General features: G+C 61.8%; 15 protein-coding genes. 10 read left to right on the top strand and 5 right to left on the bottom strand.

Annotation, left to right across the window (positions count from 1 at the left end; genetic code table 11):
* The first annotated feature begins 36 nt into the window (after positions 1–36).
* From ileS to VOI35_RS00880, 6 genes are read left to right on the top strand one after another with little or no spacing between them, the layout of a single operon-like run.
* Positions 37–2,853 (top strand): isoleucine--tRNA ligase, encoded by a 2,817-nt coding sequence (gene ileS, locus VOI35_RS00905; protein WP_407276029.1) that lies wholly within the window; start codon positions 37–39, stop codon positions 2,851–2,853.
* A gap of 4 nt (positions 2,854–2,857) precedes the next feature.
* Positions 2,858–3,379 (top strand): signal peptidase II, encoded by a 522-nt coding sequence (gene lspA, locus VOI35_RS00900; RefSeq protein ID WP_407276028.1) that lies wholly within the window; start codon positions 2,858–2,860, stop codon positions 3,377–3,379.
* The gene (locus VOI35_RS00895) at positions 3,376–3,828 is read left to right on the top strand and encodes a peptidylprolyl isomerase (protein ID WP_407276027.1); all 453 of its coding nucleotides are present in this window, start codon (positions 3,376–3,378) and stop codon (positions 3,826–3,828) included. Before lspA ends, VOI35_RS00895 begins: the two co-directional genes overlap by 4 nt.
* Before the next feature lie 14 nt (positions 3,829–3,842).
* Positions 3,843–4,802: a 4-hydroxy-3-methylbut-2-enyl diphosphate reductase gene (ispH, locus tag VOI35_RS00890; RefSeq protein ID WP_407276834.1), complete on the top strand. Its 960-nt coding sequence runs from the start codon at positions 3,843–3,845 to the stop codon at positions 4,800–4,802.
* Positions 4,799–5,524, top strand: coding sequence for a sulfate transporter CysZ (gene cysZ, locus VOI35_RS00885; RefSeq protein WP_407276026.1), 726 nt, complete (start codon positions 4,799–4,801; stop codon positions 5,522–5,524). Before ispH ends, cysZ begins: the two co-directional genes overlap by 4 nt.
* A 10-nt stretch (positions 5,525–5,534) precedes the next feature.
* A complete protein-coding gene (locus tag VOI35_RS00880; protein ID WP_407276025.1) occupies positions 5,535–8,045 on the top strand; it encodes a putative bifunctional diguanylate cyclase/phosphodiesterase in 2,511 nt (836 codons plus the stop codon).
* Between the two features lie 63 nt (positions 8,046–8,108).
* Here VOI35_RS00880 and VOI35_RS00875 read toward each other — a convergent pair whose 3' ends face one another.
* The 5 genes from VOI35_RS00875 to VOI35_RS00855 all read right to left on the bottom strand — a co-directional run bounded on the left by VOI35_RS00875 (position 8,109) and on the right by VOI35_RS00855 (position 13,798).
* Positions 8,109–9,176, bottom strand: a complete 1,068-nt coding sequence (locus tag VOI35_RS00875) for a linear amide C-N hydrolase (protein ID WP_407276024.1) — start codon at positions 9,174–9,176, stop codon at positions 8,109–8,111.
* Between the two features lie 202 nt (positions 9,177–9,378).
* Entirely contained in the window at positions 9,379–9,684 is a 306-nt protein-coding gene (soxZ, locus tag VOI35_RS00870; protein ID WP_407276023.1) for a thiosulfate oxidation carrier complex protein SoxZ, read from the bottom strand.
* Positions 9,685–9,739: 55 nt separating this feature from the next.
* Positions 9,740–10,219 (bottom strand): thiosulfate oxidation carrier protein SoxY, encoded by a 480-nt coding sequence (gene soxY, locus VOI35_RS00865; RefSeq protein ID WP_407276022.1) that lies wholly within the window; start codon positions 10,217–10,219, stop codon positions 9,740–9,742.
* A 194-nt stretch (positions 10,220–10,413) separates the two neighbouring features.
* Positions 10,414–11,796, bottom strand: a complete 1,383-nt coding sequence (locus VOI35_RS00860; RefSeq protein ID WP_407276021.1) for a sigma-54-dependent transcriptional regulator — start codon at positions 11,794–11,796, stop codon at positions 10,414–10,416.
* A gap of 34 nt (positions 11,797–11,830) precedes the next feature.
* Positions 11,831–13,798, bottom strand: coding sequence for an ATP-binding protein (locus tag VOI35_RS00855; protein WP_407276020.1), 1,968 nt, complete (start codon positions 13,796–13,798; stop codon positions 11,831–11,833).
* A gap of 87 nt (positions 13,799–13,885) precedes the next feature.
* On the opposite strand from VOI35_RS00855, the gene bioF reads away from it, so the two are divergent.
* The 4 genes from bioF to VOI35_RS00835 all read left to right on the top strand — a co-directional run bounded on the left by bioF (position 13,886) and on the right by VOI35_RS00835 (position 20,457).
* Entirely contained in the window at positions 13,886–15,004 is a 1,119-nt protein-coding gene (gene bioF, locus VOI35_RS00850; protein ID WP_407276019.1) for an 8-amino-7-oxononanoate synthase, read from the top strand.
* A gap of 120 nt (positions 15,005–15,124) precedes the next feature.
* The gene (locus VOI35_RS00845; protein ID WP_407276018.1) at positions 15,125–15,781 is read left to right on the top strand and encodes an OmpA family protein; all 657 of its coding nucleotides are present in this window, start codon (positions 15,125–15,127) and stop codon (positions 15,779–15,781) included.
* Positions 15,782–15,893: 112 nt separating this feature from the next.
* Positions 15,894–18,599, top strand: coding sequence for an ATP-binding protein (locus VOI35_RS00840; protein ID WP_407276017.1), 2,706 nt, complete (start codon positions 15,894–15,896; stop codon positions 18,597–18,599).
* A gap of 10 nt (positions 18,600–18,609) precedes the next feature.
* Positions 18,610–20,457 (top strand): putative bifunctional diguanylate cyclase/phosphodiesterase, encoded by a 1,848-nt coding sequence (locus VOI35_RS00835; protein WP_407276016.1) that lies wholly within the window; start codon positions 18,610–18,612, stop codon positions 20,455–20,457.
* Positions 20,458–20,462: the final 5 nt, after the last annotated feature.

Genomic DNA, 20,462 nt, shown 5'->3' with positions numbered 1-20,462 from the left:
ATCAAGCCCATTTTTTGCTGATTGTTGCCCGCCATCGTGACCGACTACAAAGCCACCCTGAATCTGCCCGATACCCCTTTCCCCATGCGCGGCGATCTACCGCGGCGCGAACCGGAGCGGCTCGCCGCCTGGCAACAACTGCATCTCTACCGGGCGATTCGTGCCGCGAGCGCGGGGCGGCCGAAATTCGTGCTGCACGATGGCCCGCCCTACGCCAACGGCGACATCCACATCGGCCACGCGGTCAACAAAATCCTCAAGGACATCATCGTCAAATCCAAGCAACTGGCGGGCTTTGATGCCCCCTATGTGCCCGGCTGGGACTGCCACGGCCTGCCGATCGAACTCCAGGTCGAGAAAAAGCTGGGGAAGGCGGGGGATAAAGTCAGCCCGCGCGAATTCCGCGATGCCTGCCGCAGTTATGCCGCCGAGCAGGTGGCGCGGCAGAAGGCCGATTTCATCCGGCTCGGCGTGATCGGCGACTGGGACAACCCCTACCGCACCATGGATTTCGCCACCGAAGCGAACATCGTGCGGGCACTCGGCCAAATCATCGAACGCGGCCATCTGCACCGGGGCGAAAAACCCGTGCACTGGTGTCTGGATTGTGGTTCCGCGCTGGCCGAGGCTGAGGTCGAATACCAGGACAAACAATCGGATCAGATCGATGTCGCGTTTGCCGCCGTCGATTCGTCCGCGCTGCACCGCGCCTTTGGTCTCGACAGCCGCGCCCCGGCGTCGATCGTGATCTGGACGACCACCCCCTGGACACTACCAGCCAACCAGGCCGTCGCCCTCAACCCCGAGCTCGACTACGCCTTGATCGAACTGGCCGATGGCCGCCGCCTCGTACTGGCCGAGGCACTGCGCGAATCGGCGCTTGCCCGGATGAACCTGAGCGGCACGGTACTCGGCCACGCGCCGGGCGCGGCGCTCGAAGGGCTGCACCTGCAACATCCCTTTCTGAACCGGGCGGTGCTGGTCATTCTGGGCGAGCATGTCACCACCGAAGCGGGCACCGGCGCGGTTCACACGGCACCGGCGCACGGCGAGGACGACTTTAAAGTCGGCCAGCGCTATGGCTTGCCCGTCGATAATCCGGTCGATGGCCGGGGCGTATTTCTCCCCGATACGCCGCTGGTCGGCGGTCTGAATCTCAAACAGGCCGGGCAGAAAATCCTCGACACCCTGCGCGAATCCGGCGCTCTGCTGGCGCACAGCCGGTTCACACACAGCTACCCGCACTGCTGGCGGCATAAAACCCCGCTGATTTTCCGCGCCACCGGGCAATGGTTTATCTCGATGGAGCAAAATGACCTGCGCGCGCAGGCACTCGAAGCGATTGATACCGTGGCCTTCTTTCCCGACTGGGGGCAGGCGCGGATCACCGGCATGATCGAAAAGCGCCCGGACTGGTGCATTTCCCGCCAGCGCACCTGGGGCGTGCCGATCCCCCTGTTCGTTGACAAAACGACCGGCCAGCCGCATCCGAACACCCCCGCCTTGATCGAACAGGTCTCCCAGCGCATCGGCCAGGCCGGCATCGATGCCTGGTTCAGTCTGGATGCCGCCGAACTCTTGGGCAGCGAGGCCGGGCACTACGAAAAAGTCACCGATACGCTCGATGTCTGGTTCGACTCGGGCACCACCCATGCGGCCGTTCTGGCCTGCCGCCCGGAACTGTCCGTGCCAGCAGATTTGTACCTCGAGGGCTCGGACCAGCACCGTGGCTGGTTCCAGTCCAGCCTGCTGAGCAGTGTGGCGATGAATGGCCGCGCGCCCTATCGCGGCGTGCTGACCCACGGCTTCACCGTCGATGGGCAGGGGCGCAAGATGTCCAAATCGCTCGGCAATGTCGTCGCGCCCCAGCAGGTCATCGACAAAATGGGCGCCGATGTGCTGCGGCTCTGGGTGGCGTCCACCGATTTTTCCGGCGAGATGAGTGTCTCCGATGAAATTCTGGCACGCACCGGCGAGGCGTATCGGCGCATCCGCAATACCGCGCGCTATCTTCTGGCGAACATCCACGATTTCAACCCTGCCACCGATGCGCTCGACAACGCCGACTTGCTGCCGCTCGATGCCTGGCTGGCCGATCATGCCGCCTCGCTGCACAGCGCGATTCTGGCGGACTACGCGGCCTATGATTTTCATACCCTGATCAGCCGAGTGCATCACTTCTGCTCGATCGAGCTCGGCGCGTTCTACCTCGACATCGTCAAGGACCGCATCTACACCGGCCAGCCCAACGCCCGGATGCGGCGCTCCGCGCAAACCGTGATGTGGCGTGTGATCGAAGCGCTCACCCGCTGGATTGCGCCGGTGCTCTCGTTCACCGCCGATGAGCTCTGGCAATACCTGCCGAACCTGCCCGAGCCGCGTGAACCTTCAGTGCTGCTGGCTCTGCACCGTGAGGATCTTCAGCCGCTGCTGGACGCGGCGCAGCGCCAGTTCTGGGCAGACATCATCACTCTGCGCGATGCAGTCAACCGGGTCGCCGAAGCGGCGCGCAACGAGAAGCGCATCAAGGCCAACCTGTCGGCGCGGGTCGAGCTGTATGTCGATGCGGCGCTCGCCGCCCGCCTGACTCCGATCGCCGACGAGCTGCGGTTCGTGCTGATCGTCTCCGAGCTGTCGATCGCCCCGCTGACGGACGCACCGGCCGACCTCCCCATCGAAACGCTGGAGAACGGTCAGCAGGTCGGCATCGTGGTCAACCCCTCGACCGCGCCCAAGTGCGAACGCTGCTGGCACCATCAACCGGATGTCGGGCAGCACGCCGCGCATCCCACGCTCTGCGGCCGCTGCATCCAAAACATCGAGGGCGCGGGTGAAACCCGCCACTGGGCGTAATCCGATGACACTCTATTGGCGCAATCTCACCTGGCTGTGGCTCTCGGCGCTGGTCATCAGCCTGGATGCCGTCAGCAAATGGTTCGCCAGCCATTTTCTGACTTATGGCGAACCGGTGTTCATCACCCCGTTTTTCAACCTCACGCTGCTGCATAACCACGGCGCCGCGTTTTCCTTTCTCGCCGATCAATCCGGCTGGCAGCGCTGGGGATTCGCTGTCCTGGCCATCGGCGTGTCGCTCGGCTTGATGTTCTGGTTGCTGCGCCTCGCACCGGAGCGGAATCCCCGCTACCACGCCTGGCTCAAGGTGGCGCTGGCACTGGTCATCGGCGGGGCGCTGGGCAATCTGTCCGACCGCCTCAGCCTGGGTTTCGTGGTCGATTTCCTGGATTTTCACTGGGGCGGTTATCACTGGCCGGCCTTCAATCTGGCCGATAGCGCCATCACCCTCGGGGTCGGATTGCTGTTGATCGCCGAAATCTGGCTGAGCCCGACCCAACGCCGCCCGGCGGAGAAGCAGTCATGACGCACCCCACGGTTCAGCGCGGCGACCGGCTGCGGATGCACTACGAGATCCGCCTGCATGACGACCAGATCGTCGATTCGAGTTTCGACGGTGAGCCCCTGAACTTTACCGTCGGCGATGGCACCCTGTTCGCCCGTCTGGAAGAGGCGCTGCTCGGTCTGCCACTCGGCGAACACACCCAAATCCTGCTCACCCCGGAATTCGCCTTTGGCGAGCGGGATCCCGAGCAAATCCACGAGCTGCCGCGCGCGGAGCTGCCCGCGGACTGGGTGCTCGAACCGGGGATGGTCGTGGATTTTGCGCTGCCCTCGGGCGAATCCGTCCCCGGCACGATCAACGCAATCAACGAAGAGACCGTCCTGGTGGATTTCAACCACCCGCTGGCGGGACGCAACCTGCAATTCATCGTGCAGATTCTGGCCATCAACGATCAGGAAGCCCCGACATGAGCGCCACCGCCCCGCTGAAAATTCATCTCGCCAACCCGCGCGGTTTCTGCGCGGGGGTGGATCGTGCGGTCGAAATCGTCGATCGGGCGCTGGATTTGTTCGGCGCGCCGATTTATGTCCGGCATGAAATCGTGCATAACCGCTTCATCGTCGAAAGCTTGCGCGCCAAAGGTGCCGTGTTCATCGAAGAACTGGATGAAGTTCCCGATGGCGCGACCCTGATTTTCTCGGCGCATGGCGTTTCCCGCGCCATCGAGGAAACCGCCGAACAGCGGGGCTTACGCATCTTCGACGCCACCTGCCCGCTCGTCACCAAGGTGCATCTGGAAGTCGAACGGCACGCCCGGCTGGGGCGCGATGTCGTGCTCATCGGCCATGCCGGTCATCCCGAGGTCGAAGGCACCATGGGGCATTTCGATCCGCGCTTCGGGGGCAAAATCCACCTGATCGAACGCATCGGCGAAGTGGACACCCTGAGCATCGACAATCCCAAGGGTCTGGCGTACTCCACGCAAACCACCCTCTCCGTGGATGAAACCCAAGCCATCGTCGCCGCCTTGCGCGCCCGCTTCCCGGCGATCGAAGGGCCGAAGAAAGACGACATTTGTTACGCCACCCAAAACCGGCAAGATGCGGTACGCGAACTCACCACCCACTGCGAGCTGATCCTGGTGGTCGGCTCGAAGACCAGTTCCAACTCCAACCGCCTGCGCGAAATCGCGGAGCAGGCCGGTCGCGCCGCCTATCTGATCGACAGCGCGCGCGACATCGACGATGCCTGGCTAACCGGCTGCACGCGGGTCGGTGTCACGGCGGGTGCCTCTGCGCCGGAAATCCTGGTGCAACAGGTACTGGCGCATCTGGCCGAACGCTTCGGCGCGGTGCTGGAAGACACGGCGCCGACCATCGTCGAACACATGGTGTTCGCCCTGCCCAAAACCCTGCGCAAAGAGACGGGAGCCGTGACCGGATGACCGGCGTGGGGTATGTGCTGCGCGGCTTTGGCCTGATGTGGCGGCCGGGCATCCGGCGCTATACCCTGATTCCCTTGCTGATCAACACCCTGCTGTTTGCCCTCGGTACCTGGGGGGCATTGCATTGGGCGCGCAGCACCCTCGATCACCTTCTGCCCACCTGGCTGGACTGGCTGAGCTGGTTACTCCTGCCGCTGCTGTTTATCGGCCTGATGCTGGTGGTCTACTTCAGCTTCACGCTCGTCGCCAATTTTCTTGCAGCACCGTTCAATGCCCTACTCGCCGAGGCGCTCGAACGGGAGCTGACCGGCCAGCCACCGCCCAGCGACGACACCCCGCTCTGGCAGCTCACCCTGAGAACCCTGGCCGCCGAATGGCGCAAGCTGCGCTACTTCATCGGCTGGGCGATTCCCCTGTTGTTGCTCTGGTTCATCCCAGGGCTCAATCTGCTGGCACCGCTGCTCTGGTTCGGGTTTTCTGCCTGGATGATGGCGCTGCAATATGTGGATGCCCCCGCCGGCAATCATCAGCTCGATTTTGCCGCGCAACGCCACTGGCTCGGTCGCATCCCGCTGACCAGCTTCTCGTTTGGTGCCACCCTCACGGGTATGACGATGGTGCCGGGGCTGAACTTCCTGTCCCTGCCCGTAGGTGTCTGTGCAGCCACCGCCTTATGGGTCGAGCAGCGCCCGGCCAGACCACCCCTCGCCCCCGGCCGATGAGCGTTGCGGCATGAACCCGGTCAGCGCCACAGAATCCGAACACCTGATCGCCCTCGGCCAGTTGTTGGTACAGGTCAACCGCCTGATCGGCCGCAGCCTGAACGACCGCAGCTTCCTGCAGGGCGTCTGCGATTTGTTCATTCAGTCCTTCGACGACTTGGCTCTGGCCTGCGTCGTCCCCGACCCGTCCGATGACCCACAGCACCGTGTGTTGTTCAGCCAGCAGAATCCCGCCCCAGGCGCGCTCAACTGCTTGGGCGAACTCGACACCCTCGCAACGATCACCGGCATCGCCCCGCCGCTGCAACGGGTGGATGTGCAGGCACTGCCGACCCATTGGCGCCCCGCGCTGTCTCGCTGCGGCATTCGCACCGGCCTGGCGCTCCCGCTCCTGCGTCAGCAAAATCCCTGGGGCACACTCTGGCTGTTCCATACCCAGGAACCACCCAATCATCCGGCGATTACCCATTTGTTCATCAATCTGGCCGAGGATATTGCCCACGGGCTCGAACGGATCGATCTCTCGCTGCGCCGCGCCCAGTTACAGCAGGAACTGATTCGCGCCCGGGATTACCAAAGCGCCCTGTTTGCGCACAATGCCGCCGGCATCTTGATCGTCGATCGGCACCGCATGATCATCGATGCCAATCCCGCGCTGTGCCGGATGATGGGCTATACCTCGGCCGAATTGATTGGCCACAGCGCCGCGCGCATCCATTTCAACGAGCACAGCTTCGATGCCTTCCGGGTGCAGTTTAGCCAGGCACTCGCGCACGGCAGCATCGAATCCGAATACCAGTTTCGCCGGCGGGATGGCAACGCCCTCTGGGCGCGCATCCTCGGCGCGGGGATCGCCCTGGCCGATGGCAGCCCGGGCGTACTCTGGTCGATCATCGACACCTCGGATCTGCATACCGCGCAGCAAAAACTCGGCTATCAGGCGCTGCATGACCCCCTCACCGATCTGCCGAACCGTCGTTCCTTCGAACGCGCCCTGGAGCTTGCCATGGCAGAGGCCGCCCACCGCGAGCGGCTGCTGGCGGTCGTGCTGCTCGATCTCGACAACTTCAAGCCCATCAACGACCAATTCGGCCACGAAGCGGGCGATCTCGTGCTCACCACCACGGCCGAGCGGCTGCGCAACAGCTTGCGACAAAGCGATTTCGTCGCGCGGCTCGGCGGCGATGAATTTGTGCTGTTATTGGGAGGATGCCAGCAATTCGCCGAAATCGAACCGCTGCTACGCAAGCTCGATACCGTCATCCGTGCCCCGATTACCCTGGCTCATGGCCAGCTCGTCAGCGTCGAATTGAGCGCCGGCATTGCGCTGTATCCCCGGCACGAATCCAGCAATGCCGACGCCCTGCTGCGTTTTGCCGATCAGGCGATGTATCAGAGCAAACAATACAAGCTGCGCCGGGCGCGCTGCTGGGCGCTCTATGACGAACCCTTGCCGCTCAAGGAAAACCCGGCACAACGCCAACTCAACGCGGGCGCGCTCACCCTGTGGTACCAGCCGATTTTTGCCAACGCGAGCCAGCGCGTGGTGGGCATCGAAGCGCTGGTTCGGCTGCAAGCGCCCGATGGCAGCCTGTGGCTGCCCGATCAATTCATCCCCGCGCTCGACACCGCCGACCTGCTTCAGTTGACCCGACAGGTACTCGCGCGCGCCCTGGCGGATCTTCATCACCTCGATGCGCTGGGGCATTCCCTGTGGGTCTCGGTCAATCTGCACCCGCATTCCGTCACCCCGGAGGGCATCGCCCTGCTCAAAGCCGGTATCGACGCCGGGGGCATTGCACCGGAACGGATTACGCTGGAGATTCTCGAAAGCAGCCACTTTGATGAACAACAACAAACGGTGCGGCTGTTTCAGGCACTCCGGGCGCTCGGCATTCGGCTGGCGCTCGATGACATTGGCACGGCCTATTCGTCCTTGCAACGGATGCGGGATCTCCCGATCGACAAGGTCAAACTCGATCAAAGCTTCGTCCGTGGCATTACCCAACGCCCACAGGATATGCACTTCATCCGCTCGATCCACAAGCTCGCTTTCAACCTCGGCATCGAGCTGATCGTCGAGGGCGTGGAAACCGAGATCATCCGCGATGCGGTGCGGATCATGGGGGTTCCCATGATCCAGGGTTTTGGTCTGGCCGCCCCCATGCCGTTACCGGCGCTCTGCGAATGGCTCGATCACACAGTCGCCGAGCCACCGGCTCATCGCCAGCCAACCAGCCTGCTCGGCCTGTATGCCGCGCAATTCAATCACCATGAAATGGTGGCCAAAATGCTGCGCAGCAACGCGCACCTGCTCAATCCGCAAACTGCCGGCGATGCGTGCTGCTGCCCGATCCACCAGGCGTTGCTCAGCCTGAAACTGCCTCCCGATGACCCCTTGTTCGCACTGCATAACGACATTCACGCCGGCTTCGCCCGCTGCTTGTCGCAACAAGAGCACTGGCAAGCCGCCGAAGATCGGCAACTCATGTTTGAACAAGCCATTCTGGCGCGGTTTTAACAGGCGATTGAAAAGCGTTTTTCAACTCGGCTCGTCTCGGCTATCTGTCGAAAACCACGGCGATTATTGACCGCGTGCGGCCTCCGCTTGCTCCACCGTGAGAAATTGCAAGGGCTTGGCTGGCTTGAATGCCTTGAGCGCATCCCCCGCATAGACTTCGTGCCGTTCCAGTCGCAGCCGCAGTACGGGCGCGCCCGGTTGCAGATCCGCCTTGTCCAGATCAACCCAAAAGGCATTGGGCGTGCGCACATCCTGATAGTAGTAGCGCCGCGTGGTTTGATCGGCCACCGTGCGCCAACGGGTATTGGAAATATTCGGCTGACCCGGCGTGGTGATCCCCATCGGCACGGACACATTGTTCAACACACTCATCACCTGCGCATCCGCGAGCAGCGGATCTTGCGTTTTGGGGATGGCGTGAATGTAAAAACTGGCGCGCGCAAACCGGTCGGCCGAACGGTTGGTGCCCGGCAGAAAGGTCGTCCCGCCCACATCCTGCCAATATTTTTGAATCGCCAACTGCTCATCGAACGAGGGGTCATTCGTCATCACCGGGTATTCCCGGCCATGGTGAATCACCAGTTTTCCATCGATGTATTCGAAGACCGCGCTATCTCCGTGCGCATCCGAAATCGACAAATGCAGAGTGGCAAACCGATCGGTGCCCGGAATATGGCTGGAAACCACCGTGACCGGCGCCGTGCGCATGGCCGCAACCGCCTCGTCCACCGTCGCAAAGTTATCCAGGAAATACTGCACCCACGCCGCGACGCTCAGGCGCCGCTTTGCGCCCTCCACCGCCGGGTAGGCCGTCCCGGCCAACCAAAGCATATTGGCGACCAGTCCTTTCTCATTCATGCCATCGACCGTGCTGAAGCCGAAGGAACTGGTGACCACGCTGCCATAACGGGAAGTCCAATGCACCGAATCTGGCCCCGCGCCCCCCTCATGCGACAAGCCACGCGGCATGATCCATAAACTGGCCGGAATCTCATCGCGCCAGTCCATCGTCCGCCCGGTGACCACGAGGCCATCCAGCCCGTGATACACCACCCGCGTGCAGGCATCCGCCATCGGCACGCTTCCGAGCCAACCCGCTGCAACCAATCCAACCAAGGAGAAAAATTTCATTGCCACACCCCAATGACGCATCCGCAAAAAACGCGGCAACCCTTTTCCAAACGGGATGCCGCGACGAAGGAGAGCCCACAGATTCCGAGTATACCGCGCGACCTATTCATTTTTCCCGACAGATCGCAGGCATGAAAAAACCCGCCGAAGCGGGTTGATTAACGCCGCACACAACCCGCAGGTTGCGTGCAAAAACGGGCAATTAGGCCGTTTCGGTAGCGGTGTCGGTTTTGCCCAGGTTGGTGACATAAGCGATGGTCACTTTGTCGCCTTTTTTGCCCGGCACTTTGAAGTTGATGTAGGGGTTTTTGGAAACGCCTACAGACAGGTTGGCTTCAACCACTTTCTTGTCGCCGACGGAGACAGTCAGGGTTTGGATGTAGTCAGCCGGGATCAGTTGGCCGGTGGCCTTGTCTTTCATCCGGCCAGATTCCATCACTTGCTCGATCAGGCTCTTGATATCCAGAACATCGCCTGCGGCGCTGATACGCATTTTGATCGTTGACATGAGTAAATTCCTCTAAGAATAAAGATTAAAGTGTCTGCTAACCCGATGGGGCGAATTAACCGCCGCAACCACCGATGGTTACTTTCACTTGCTTCTCAGCCATGTACAGCTTGCCGCCAGCGTGGGCGATGCCGATCACGTTGTCAGTTTTGCCCATACGGATACGGGTAGAGGCGAACGGCTGGGCGCCATCGAACTTGAAGTTCGCAACCAGCGGGTTCGGGTTGCCTTTTACCGCAATCGCGATGTTGTCGGTGCCCGCAATGGCGGACTCGATGGTCACCGGAACCACGGCGCCGTTTTCAGCGATGTCCGGAGCTTTAACGGTGATGTCTTTGGATTCAGCAGGACCAGTGGCGCCGAATACCGCTTTCAACGCGGTGTCGAAATCTTTGGCGTCATACGCAGCCGCCGGCCAGCCGGCTGCATCGGCAGCCAGAACAGCGCGCGGAGAGAGCAGGCCAGCACCAACGGCCAGACCAACAGCAGAAGCAGCCAGGCTGCCCTTCAGAAATACACGACGATTCGCTTGCATGGGTTTAACTCCTCATTGTTGTGTGGAAGACCACGAACCAGTTATTGCACGCAGTGTGCCAACTTTCATCCTGTTGTTTTTGCTGCATTTAATTCAAAAAATTTCGCGTTGCAAGTTGCAATCTGCAATTTTTTTCAGCAATTTGCGCGATCCCGCTGCCAACCGGACCGTGCCGACAACCCATCGACGCGCACTCAAGCCAACAAGTCGTCCGCCGCGCTCGCCCCGCCCCAGCTTTGCAACTTGCGCCAGAGTGTCGATTTATTGATGCCAAGCGTTTGCGCGGTCTTTTCACGATTGCCGTCATAGGTCTTGAGCAATTTTTCGATATACCGGCGCTCCAACTGGTCGAGGGTCGGGAAATCCGCATCGATCGCTTCGGCACCCGACATCGGGCGAACCAGCGCCGTCGCCCAGGGTGGCGTGGTTTCCGCCTCTTGATCCAGCCGCAATTCGGGGCCGCTGGACAGCGCCACGGCGCGCTCGATCATGTTTTTCAATTCCCGCACATTGCCCGGCCAGGCATAGGCAATGATGCGCTGCATACAGGCGGGACTGAAGCGCTCCGCCGGCCGGTTATAGCGCGCGGCAAAATGACGGATGAAGTGGTCGATCAGGATCGGAATATCCTCCTTGCGCTCACGCAGCGGCGGAATCCGCAGCCGCACCACATGCAGCCGGTGGTACAGATCGTGCCGGAACTGCCCGGCCGCGACCATCTCGGCCAGATCGCGGTTACTCGCCACGATGAAGCGCACATCGATGCGAATCGGGGTCACGCCGCCGACGCGCATGATTTGCTGTTCCTGAATCACCCGCAGCAGCTTGACCTGCATCGCATCGGAGATATTGCCGATTTCATCGAGAAACACCGTGCCGCCACTCGCCACTTCCAGCAAGCCGGGCTTGGTACTCGATGCCCCGGTATAGGCGCCTTTTTCGTGGCCGAACAGCTCGTTTTCCAGCAGGGTATCGGTCAACGCGCCGCAGTCGATGACGATGTACGGCTTATCGGCAAAGTGCGAGCGGTCGTGAATGGCGCGGGCGGCCAGCTCCTTGCCGCTGCCCGATTCCCCCTCGATCATCACATTGATGCGCACATCGGCGATTTTATCGATCACGCGATATACCCCGGCGATGGCCGGCGACTGCCCCAACATGCTGCGCTCAGCCGCCGTGAATGCGGGCGTGCTGGCCGGTTGGCCGTCCTTGAGCAGCGCGCGCACCAGCCGCACGAGTTCCGCCGGTTCGTAGGGTTTTTTGATGAAGTCGTTCGCGCCGCGCCGCAGCGCCTCGATGGCATCATCCAGCGTCGAATATCCGGTAATCAGCACGAACGGAGTCGCCGGGGTTCGCTCACGCACCCAGGCCAGAAACTCCAGTCCGGTGATATCGGGCATTTTCAGATCGGAAATAATCAGATCGGCCGCGTGGTTCTCCAGCCATGCCTGCGCCGCCCGCACCGATTGAAAACCCTGCACCGAGAGCCCTTCGGTTTCGGCAAACCGGGTGAACAGCGCGCTGGCACGCGGGTCATCATCGACAAACACAATCTGCGAGGCAGCGGATGGGGTCATACAAGGCATCTTCCACAACAAAGGGGATCGGGCATCATTCCAGTTGGCCAATTTTGGGCGAGGATTTGGCACGCGGCAAATCAATCACCGCGCGCACCCCAGGCTGATCCACCCGGTTCTGCACCACGAGCTGGCCGCCGTGGTACTGCACGATCCCGAGGCTAATCGACAAACCCAGTCCCGTGCCTTTATCGACCGGCTTGGTGGTAAAAAACGGGTCGAAAATCTGCTCGATCACTTCCTGGCGGATACCACCGCCCTGATCTTCCACCACCACGCGCAAGGTCTCCGGCGCGCATTCGGCGGTGATGCTGATGTGCCCATCGCGCGGGGACGCATGCATCGCATTGCGCACCAGATTGATCACGACCTGCCCAATCTGGTTGGGATCGAAACTGGCCGTGCAGTCCGGTTTGACGGGCGATAGATCCAGAAACAGATCGGCGGCCATCGCCTCCGGCTGCAACCTGTCGATCAGTTCCGACAACCACGGTTCGATGGCCACCGTTTCATGATCCGGCGGCAACTGCCGGGCAAAATTCATCACCCCGCGCACGATATGACTGATGCGTTCGGCCTCGGCACGCAAATCCACCACATCGCGCTGCACCGCCGTCTGTTCTGGCCGGAGCTGGCGCTCGATCAGAGCCGTCAAGGCCAGAATATTGTTCAGCGGATTGTTGATTTCATGCCCGATGCCCGCCGCCATCTCACCCACCGAAGCCAGCTTCGCCTGCTGCAGCATTTGCCGCTCGGCGCGTTGACGCAAGGCTTCCTCCCGATTGAGATGCGTGGTGAGATACCGGAACGACTGCTGCAACTGGCGGACTTCCGTCGTGCGGGAATCGACGGGAATCCCCAGCGCACGATTCCCGTCGGCAAAAGATTTCAGACTTTTACCCAACCGGCTGATCGGGCGGGAGAAATAGCGCGCGCCCAAGCCGGCCAGCAGCAGGCTCAAGCCCAAGGCCAGCAGGGCGAACCCCCACAAACTGCGGTGAATGTCGGCGAACGGCGCCGAAGTCACCTGCTCGGGCAGCCCCAGCACGATGAACCACGACACCAGGCTGTTCGGGTAGGGATGGTATTCCTGAAAATACCAGCGTTGCCCGCTGTGCCGCGACACGAACACCCCGTCCGACTGGGCAACGATGGCCTGCCAGAACCGGCCATCGTCAATGGCCTGGGCGTAGCTCGGCTGGGTGGAGGGATTCGCCTCCATCGGCGTCACGAACAGGCGACCCGCCTTGTCGTCGTACAGCACCAGCCCATCGCGCATGGCATGCCCCGGATCGTGCTCGATGACCATGATGTGGCTCAGGCGGGGGCGGGGCGAAAGCGAAAGAATCTGGTCGAGATATTCGCCATAGGTATTGAGCACCACATAACCCGCGCGCTCATTGCCCATCGCCCGCAGGGGATAAACCGCATACAGCATGCTGGGCAACTGGCCGGGCGCGGTATCCCACAGCGAGGAAGGCAGCATCAAGAAACTCACCTCGTCCAGCGGCAGGCTTTTGAGCTTGGCGAGGAACCCCGGATTCTCCAGCTCTGCCTCCACATAATTCATCTGCGAAAGGCTTTCGAACATCGGCGGTGCCGCGCGCCCCAGCGTGGTTTTCACCACCGTATTGCCCGCCGCATCCAGGATACGGATACTCCCCAGCCCCGGTACCGTGCGTTGCAGCCCCGCGAGAAACGAGTTGGCGCGAATCCGCTCTGCCGTCAATTCCGGATGACGAATCCCCTGGGCAGAAGCGATCAGCGCGTTGAGCATGGTTTGAATCGGCTGCGACAGCGCGATGCCGCGTACCACCTCACGCTCATACCGCAGCCGGTTGTTGATTTCGCCGGTCAACGACTGAATATTGTCACTCAGCTCGCGATTGACTTCGGCCTGGAAACGGTGTTCGCTCACCGCCGTCACCCCCCACACCAGTGCCAGCACCGGCAAGAGCGTGGCGCCGAATGTCCACAAAAAAATGTTTACCGGCAGGCGCATGGGGCAATTCCAAATCCACAGGAGACCGAAATTATCACAACCCGCGATTGGACACAGTGGCTCGCCGAACGCGACCGCGAGGGACTCATGCGGCGCGGCGTCACCGCGCAAACGCCGCAAGGCGCTGCGATGCAGATCGACGGCCAGCCGATGCTGAGTTTCTGCAGCAATGATTATCTTGGGCTCGCCAATCATCCGCAGATCGTGGCCGCACTCGCCGCCGGGGCAGAGCGCTGGGGCGTCGGCGCGGGGGCGGCGCACCTGATCAACGGCCATTTCGAACCGCACGCCGAACTCGAAACCGCGCTGGCTGGCTGGCTGCGGGTCGATCGCGCCCTGCTGTTTTCCACCGGCTACATGGCCAATCTCGCCGTGGTCGGAGGCCTGGTCGGCCGGGGCGACACGGTGATTGCCGATCGCCTCAATCACGCCTCGCTGGTCGATGCCGCCCAGCTTTCCGGCGCCAAACTGCTGCGCTATCGCCACAATGATCCCGAGGATTGCGCCCGACAACTGGCACGGGCCCGCGGTACCCGGATGATCGTCACCGACGGCGTATTCAGCATGGATGGCGATGCCGCGCCGCTCGCCGCCTTGCTCGAACTCGCCGAACGCCATGATGCCTGGCTGGTGATCGATGATGCCCATGGCTTTGGCGTGTGGGGCGCGGGCGGGCGCGGCACCCTGCGTGAACAGGGTCTGTGTCCCGGCTCGCCCCCGGAACGCTTGCTTCAGGTCGGCACACTCGGCAAAGCCTTCGGCACCGCCGGAGCGTTTATCGCCGGGGCGCAAATGCCGCTCGAAGTGCTGCGCCAACGCGCCCGCCCCTACCTGTTCACCACCGCAGCGCCGCCCGCGCTGGCCGTCGCCACGCAGGCGAGCCTGCAACTCATCCAGCAGGGCGATGACCTGCGCGCCGCCTGGCGGGCGCGCGTCGCCCAACTGCGCACCGGACTGGCCGATCACCCCGGTCTGCTCGCATCGGCCACGCCAATCCAGCCCCTCGTGGTTGGCAGCGCGCCGGAAAGCATACGCCTTGCCGAGGCGCTCAAGGCCGAGGGACTGTTCGTCCCGGCGATTCGCCCGCCGACCGTGCCGCCGAACAGCGCCCGGCTCCGCATCACCCTGAGCGCCAGCCACAGCGAGGCGATGGTTGACACACTGATTGCCGCGTTACGGGCACTCATACCCCAGGCCTCCGGATGAACACAGCGGCTACAATTTTGTCGTATTGTTATGAATGCACCCGGTGCAAACTTATCGTCCAGCCGATACCGTTTGCCGCGTATCTCTCAAGCCTTCGCGTTCACCACAGGAGATTCCATCATGATGAAAAAACTGGTTTTAGGCGGTTTGATTGCCGCACTCGTCACCACCACCGGCTGCGCACAAAACCCCTACCAAGGGCAATATGGCAACACGGCCGGGGGCGCCACCATCGGCGCGGGCGTCGGGGCATTGGCGGGCAACCTGATTGCCGGTCGTGGCAATAAAACCGGCGGCACACTAATCGGCGCGGCGGTGGGCGCAGGCATCGGCGGGCTGATCGGCAACCAGATGGATAAACAAGCGCAGCAACTGCAGCAGCAGATGGCCAATAGCGGCGTTCAAGTAGAACGCCAGGGCGAAGGCATTCACATCCAGGCACCCGAAGCCATCACCTTCGATACCGGCAGCGCGGTGCTCAAACCGAAATTCATGCCGGTGTTGCAGCAACTGGCGCAAAGCATCAACCAGTATCCGGGCACGATCGTGCGGGTCGAGGGCAACACCGATTCCACCGGCTCAGCCAGCTTCAACCAGCAGCTCTCGCAAAACCGTGCACAAAGCGTGGCCAGCGCGTTATCGCAATATGGCGTGCCGTATAACCGTATCCAGGCCATCGGTTATGGCATGACCCGGCCGATCGCGAGCAATGCCACCGCCGAAGGGCGCGCGCAAAACCGTCGAGTCGATATTTTGATTCTGCCCGCCCAGCAGTAAGCGCCGGGGGCCAATTCCATGATTTTTTCATGGAATTGGCCGCGAGAGCCTGCCAAAACCCCGCCGCGTGTTACCGTAGCGGGGTTTTTCTTGCGACAGGGAATCGATAGACATGAGTAGCGTTGCCCCGCGCCCCGCGAACGAAGCCCAGCGCCTGCAAGTGCTGCACGAACTTGCGCTGTTCAACGAAGACGACGACCTCATCTACCGCCGCAAGGTGGACATCATGCGGCGGGTGTTCCGCACCCCGATCGCCCTGTTGGCGCTCGCCGATGCGGAGGAGCAACGCTTCAAGGTGGCGTTTGGCCTGCCGATGCAGTCCGTGCCGCGTGATCTCGCTATTTGTTCCCACGCGCTGCTGCCGCCATTTAAGCCGCTGGTGATCTCGGATACCCGCGCGGATCCGCGTTCCTGCCAGTCGCCGATGGTGACCGGCGAGGTGGGAGTTCGGTTCTATGCCGGCGCACCGCTGGTACTCGACGGCCAATATGCCGTCGGCACGCTGTGCATCATGGACCGCAGCCCCCGCGTGCTCAGCGCCGATGAGGTGCAACTGCTCGAAGATTTCGCCATCCAGCTGGCCGCCGTCATGCAGGCGCGGCTCGATGCCCTCCGGCAACAGCAGCGCACCGAGGCACTGCTCGCACAGAGTGAAGCCCTCGCAGCCAGCCTGCGGGCATTGCAGGAAATCCATCGACGCGGCGAAATCTTTGCCCGTCAAGGATCTTGGTCACTGGATATGGCGAGCGGCCAAATGACCATCAGCGAAGGCTTTGCCTCCCTGCTGGGGTTCCCACCAGGCACCCAGACCATTACCCACCAAGTGCTGCGCGCGCGGATCGATCCGGCCTTCCATGCCCAGATCGATGCCGCTTTTCGCCGTGCGGTGGAATCCAAAACCGTCTTCGTCTTTGACTACCCCTTGGCCGACCGAAACCATGGACAACAATGGCTCCGCGCCCGTGGAGATATTGTGCGGGCGGCCGATGGAACGCCGATCGCTTTCGTCGGCGTCACCCAGAACATCACCGAAGAAATCCGCGCCAAAACGCAAATCGAGAGCCAGCAACGGCTGCTCTCTGGCCTGAACAGCACCCTACAATCGTTTTTGGAACAGGTAGAACCCCGCACCGTCTGGCAGATGATGCTCGATCAACTGCTGGCCGTAACGGGCGCCGAATTCGGCTTTCTGGGCGAAGTGCTGTTCGGCATCGAACCCACGCCCTGCCTGAAGATTCACGCTATCACCAACCTGTCCTGGAGTGCCGAATCCGATGCCCTTTACGAGCGGGTCATGGCCGGCAACATGCTGTTCTGCAATCCAAACAACCTCATCGGTGCCGTCATGCAATCGCGCGAGCCCGTGGTCGCCACTGAAGTTTCGGCCGATCCCCGGCGGGGCGGCTTCCCGCCGGGACACCCCGCGATTCACAACTACCTCGGCATCCCGCTCTATCAGGGCGATACGCTGGTCGGTGTGGTGGCCATCGGCAACCGTGCCGAGGGCGTCAGCCTCGATCTGGTGGACACCTTGGCGCCCTTCCTCAGCACCTGCGCGATCATGACCGTCAGCCTGCGCCAGCAGGCAAAACAACGCGAATACGAGCAGCAACTGATCGAGAGCAAAGCGCAAGCCGACCGCGCCAACCAGGGCAAATCCCAGTTTTTATCCTCGATGTCACACGAATTGCGTACGCCGCTCAACGCGATTCTGGGCTTTGCCCAATTGATGAGCGCCTCGCGCCGCGAACCCCTCTCCGACAAACAGCGCGGCTTCGTCGAGCAGATTCTCAAGGCGGGGCAACATCTGCTCAGCCTGGTCAATGATGTGCTCAACCTCGCCAAAATCGAGGCGGGCGAAATCACCCTCTCGCCCGAGCCACTGAATCTCGCCGAACTGGCGCAGGAAGCCACCGATATGCTGCTCGATACCGCCCGATCGCAACAGATCGAGCTGAACAATGAACTGCGGGCGGCGCAATGGGCCTGTGCCGACCACACCCGCGCGCGGCAAGTTTTGCTCAACCTGATGAGCAATGCCATCAAATACAACCGACCGCAGGGGCGCGTGACCTTGAACCCATTGCCCGCCCGAACCCGAGCCGACGGGCTGGGCTGGATCGGCTTTGCCGTACAAGATACCGGCTTGGGCATCCCCAAGGACAAACAACACCGCCTATTCCGCGCCTTCGAACGGCTGGGACGCGAAAACAGTGCGATTGAAGGCACCGGCATCGGCCTGATGATCACCCGGCAACTGATCGAGCGGATGTACGGTGAACTCAGCTTCGAGAGCACCGAAGGCGAAGGGACGACTTTCTTCGTCTGGCTGCCCGCCTATCAGCCCGCCGAGCCGGGGGATTGCGGCTCGGCCCGCGCAACCGCCGCCGAGGGTGCCGCCCCCGGCACGGCGCCCGACCGGCAGGCCGCGCCCCGACTGCGCGTGCTCTACATCGAGGACAATGCCGCCAATCGAACCTTGATGGCCGATATTGCCGAGGATCGTGACGACATCGAGCTGATTCTGGCCGAAGATGGCGAACAGGGGCTTGAACTGGCGTTGACGCGCGCGCCGGATCTCGTGTTGATGGACATCAACCTGCCGGGCATCTCAGGTCAGCAGGCCGCCGCCCGACTGAAAAAATGGGTCGATACCCGCCATGTCCCCATCGTGGCGCTTTCCGCCGATGCCACCGCCCCGATGCGGTTGCAGGCTGAGCGCAACGGCTTGTTTGATCGGTATTTGACGAAACCATTTAATCTGGGTGACATTAACGCCCTGTTCGATGAGCTAATCTCACAAAAAGCCCCGCGATAGAGAGCCCGTGTTGAACGATTTCACCTTTGAACCGCAAGATACGCTACCGCCCGACTTGGCTGCGGCGCGGATTCTGGTGGTCGATGACAACCCGGCCAATCTCATGGTGCTCGCCAACCTGCTCGATGAGGCGGGCTATACCCAGGTAGAAACGGAATCCTCCTCACCGCAGGCGGTCAAGCGTTGGCTGGCCGCCCCATTCGACCTGCTGCTGCTCGATATCCGCATGCCCGAGCTCGATGGCCACGCCGTGATGCAGCTGCTCAAAAAACACCTCGCGGCCGACGATTACCTGCCGTGCATCGTACTCACCGCGCAAACCGACCGGGAAACCCGCGAGGCCGCCCTAGACGCCGGTGCGGTCGATTTCATTACCAAACCCTTCGATTTCGAGGACACACTCAAGCGCATCCGCAATGCTCTGCGTACCCGGCTGCTCCATCAAACCGCCCGGCGCGAAGCAAAAAACCTCGCGCAAACCGTTGGCGCGCAGCAAGCTGAATTGCAGGCCAAAGAAGATGATCTCGCGTATCTGGCGCGGCACGATGCCCTCACGGGTCTGCTCAACCGCCGTGCATTCAACGAACGACTGCAGGAACTCGGTGCGACCGAGTCCGGGGGGTTCACCCTCAGTCTGATCGAAATCACCGATGCCGATCAATTGCTGTTACTCGATGGCATCGAATCCGTGGATCTATTGCTGAAAACCGTCACCAGCCGACTGCAGCTCCTGGTGAGCGATCATTTCGGGCTTTGCGGCATCTGGAGCGGGCAAACCTTCGTCTGCGTACTGCCCTTGGCCGGCGACGCGGTCGCGCCTGTGCTCGACAAGATGATGCGTCAGGTGTTCGCACCGTTGTCGCATGACTCGTTTCAACTGACCCTGCACGGGCGCGGCGGTTATGCCGAGGTCGTGACCCCAGCCGGATCAACGCCCAACGAATTCCTCTGGCAACAGGCGATTCAGTCCGCCGGGTTTGCGCTGGCCAGCCAACATAAGCGCAGCAATCGCATCGCCCGGTTTGATCAGGTGCTCGCGGAGTCTTACCTGCGGCGCAGCCAGGTGGAACGCGCCCTGTTCTATGCCCTGGAACACGACCCTAGCCAGTTCGCGCTGCACTTTCAGCCCAAAATCGACCTGAAACAGGAACAACCCGTCGGCTGCGAAGCGCTGCTGCGCTGGCGCCACCCGGAACTCGGCTGGATCTCGCCCGCCGAATTCATCCCGATCGCAGAAGAAAAAGGCTATATCGAAGAGCTGGGGCTCATCGTGATCGATCAGGCTGCCGCATTCATTGCGCGGATGCTGCGCGAAACCGGCACGGCGGTGAGCGTGGCGGTCAATGTTTCCAGCTACCAGTTTGAACTGATCCGGGCGCGCGGCGGGAGCCTCGTCGATGAAATCGAGACGATTTTGCAACGGCACGCGGTGGCACCGCAGTGGCTGGAAATCGAAATCACCGAATCGGCCTTGCTGAGCGGTTTTGACTGGGTCATCGAAAAATTGCAGCGCCTGCGCGCCCTCGGCATCTCCATCGCGCTGGATGATTTTGGCACGGGGTATTCGTCGCTGTCCTATCTACAGCGCCTGCCCATTACCACACTGAAGATCGACCGTTCCTTTGTCGATAATGCCGCCAACCTTCCCCGCCAGGCGGCGATGCTCGGCTCGATCGTGCGCATGGCCGATGAGCTGGGGCTGACCACGGTCGCCGAGGGCGTAGAAACCCTGGCCGATCTCGCCATCCTGAAAAACTTAAACTGCAGCATCGCCCAAGGGTATTATTACAGCCGACCGCTACCGTCGGATGCCTTCATCGAGTGGCTGCGCCAATTCCCGCGCCCCACCGATTCATAACCGAT

The organism is Halothiobacillus sp. DCM-1 (genome assembly GCF_045689735.1).
In the GTDB taxonomy this organism is placed as follows: Bacteria; Pseudomonadota; Gammaproteobacteria; order Halothiobacillales; family Halothiobacillaceae; genus Halothiobacillus.
Note: the sequence above shows the minus strand (reverse complement) of the source record. Positions and strands in the feature narration are given on the sequence as shown.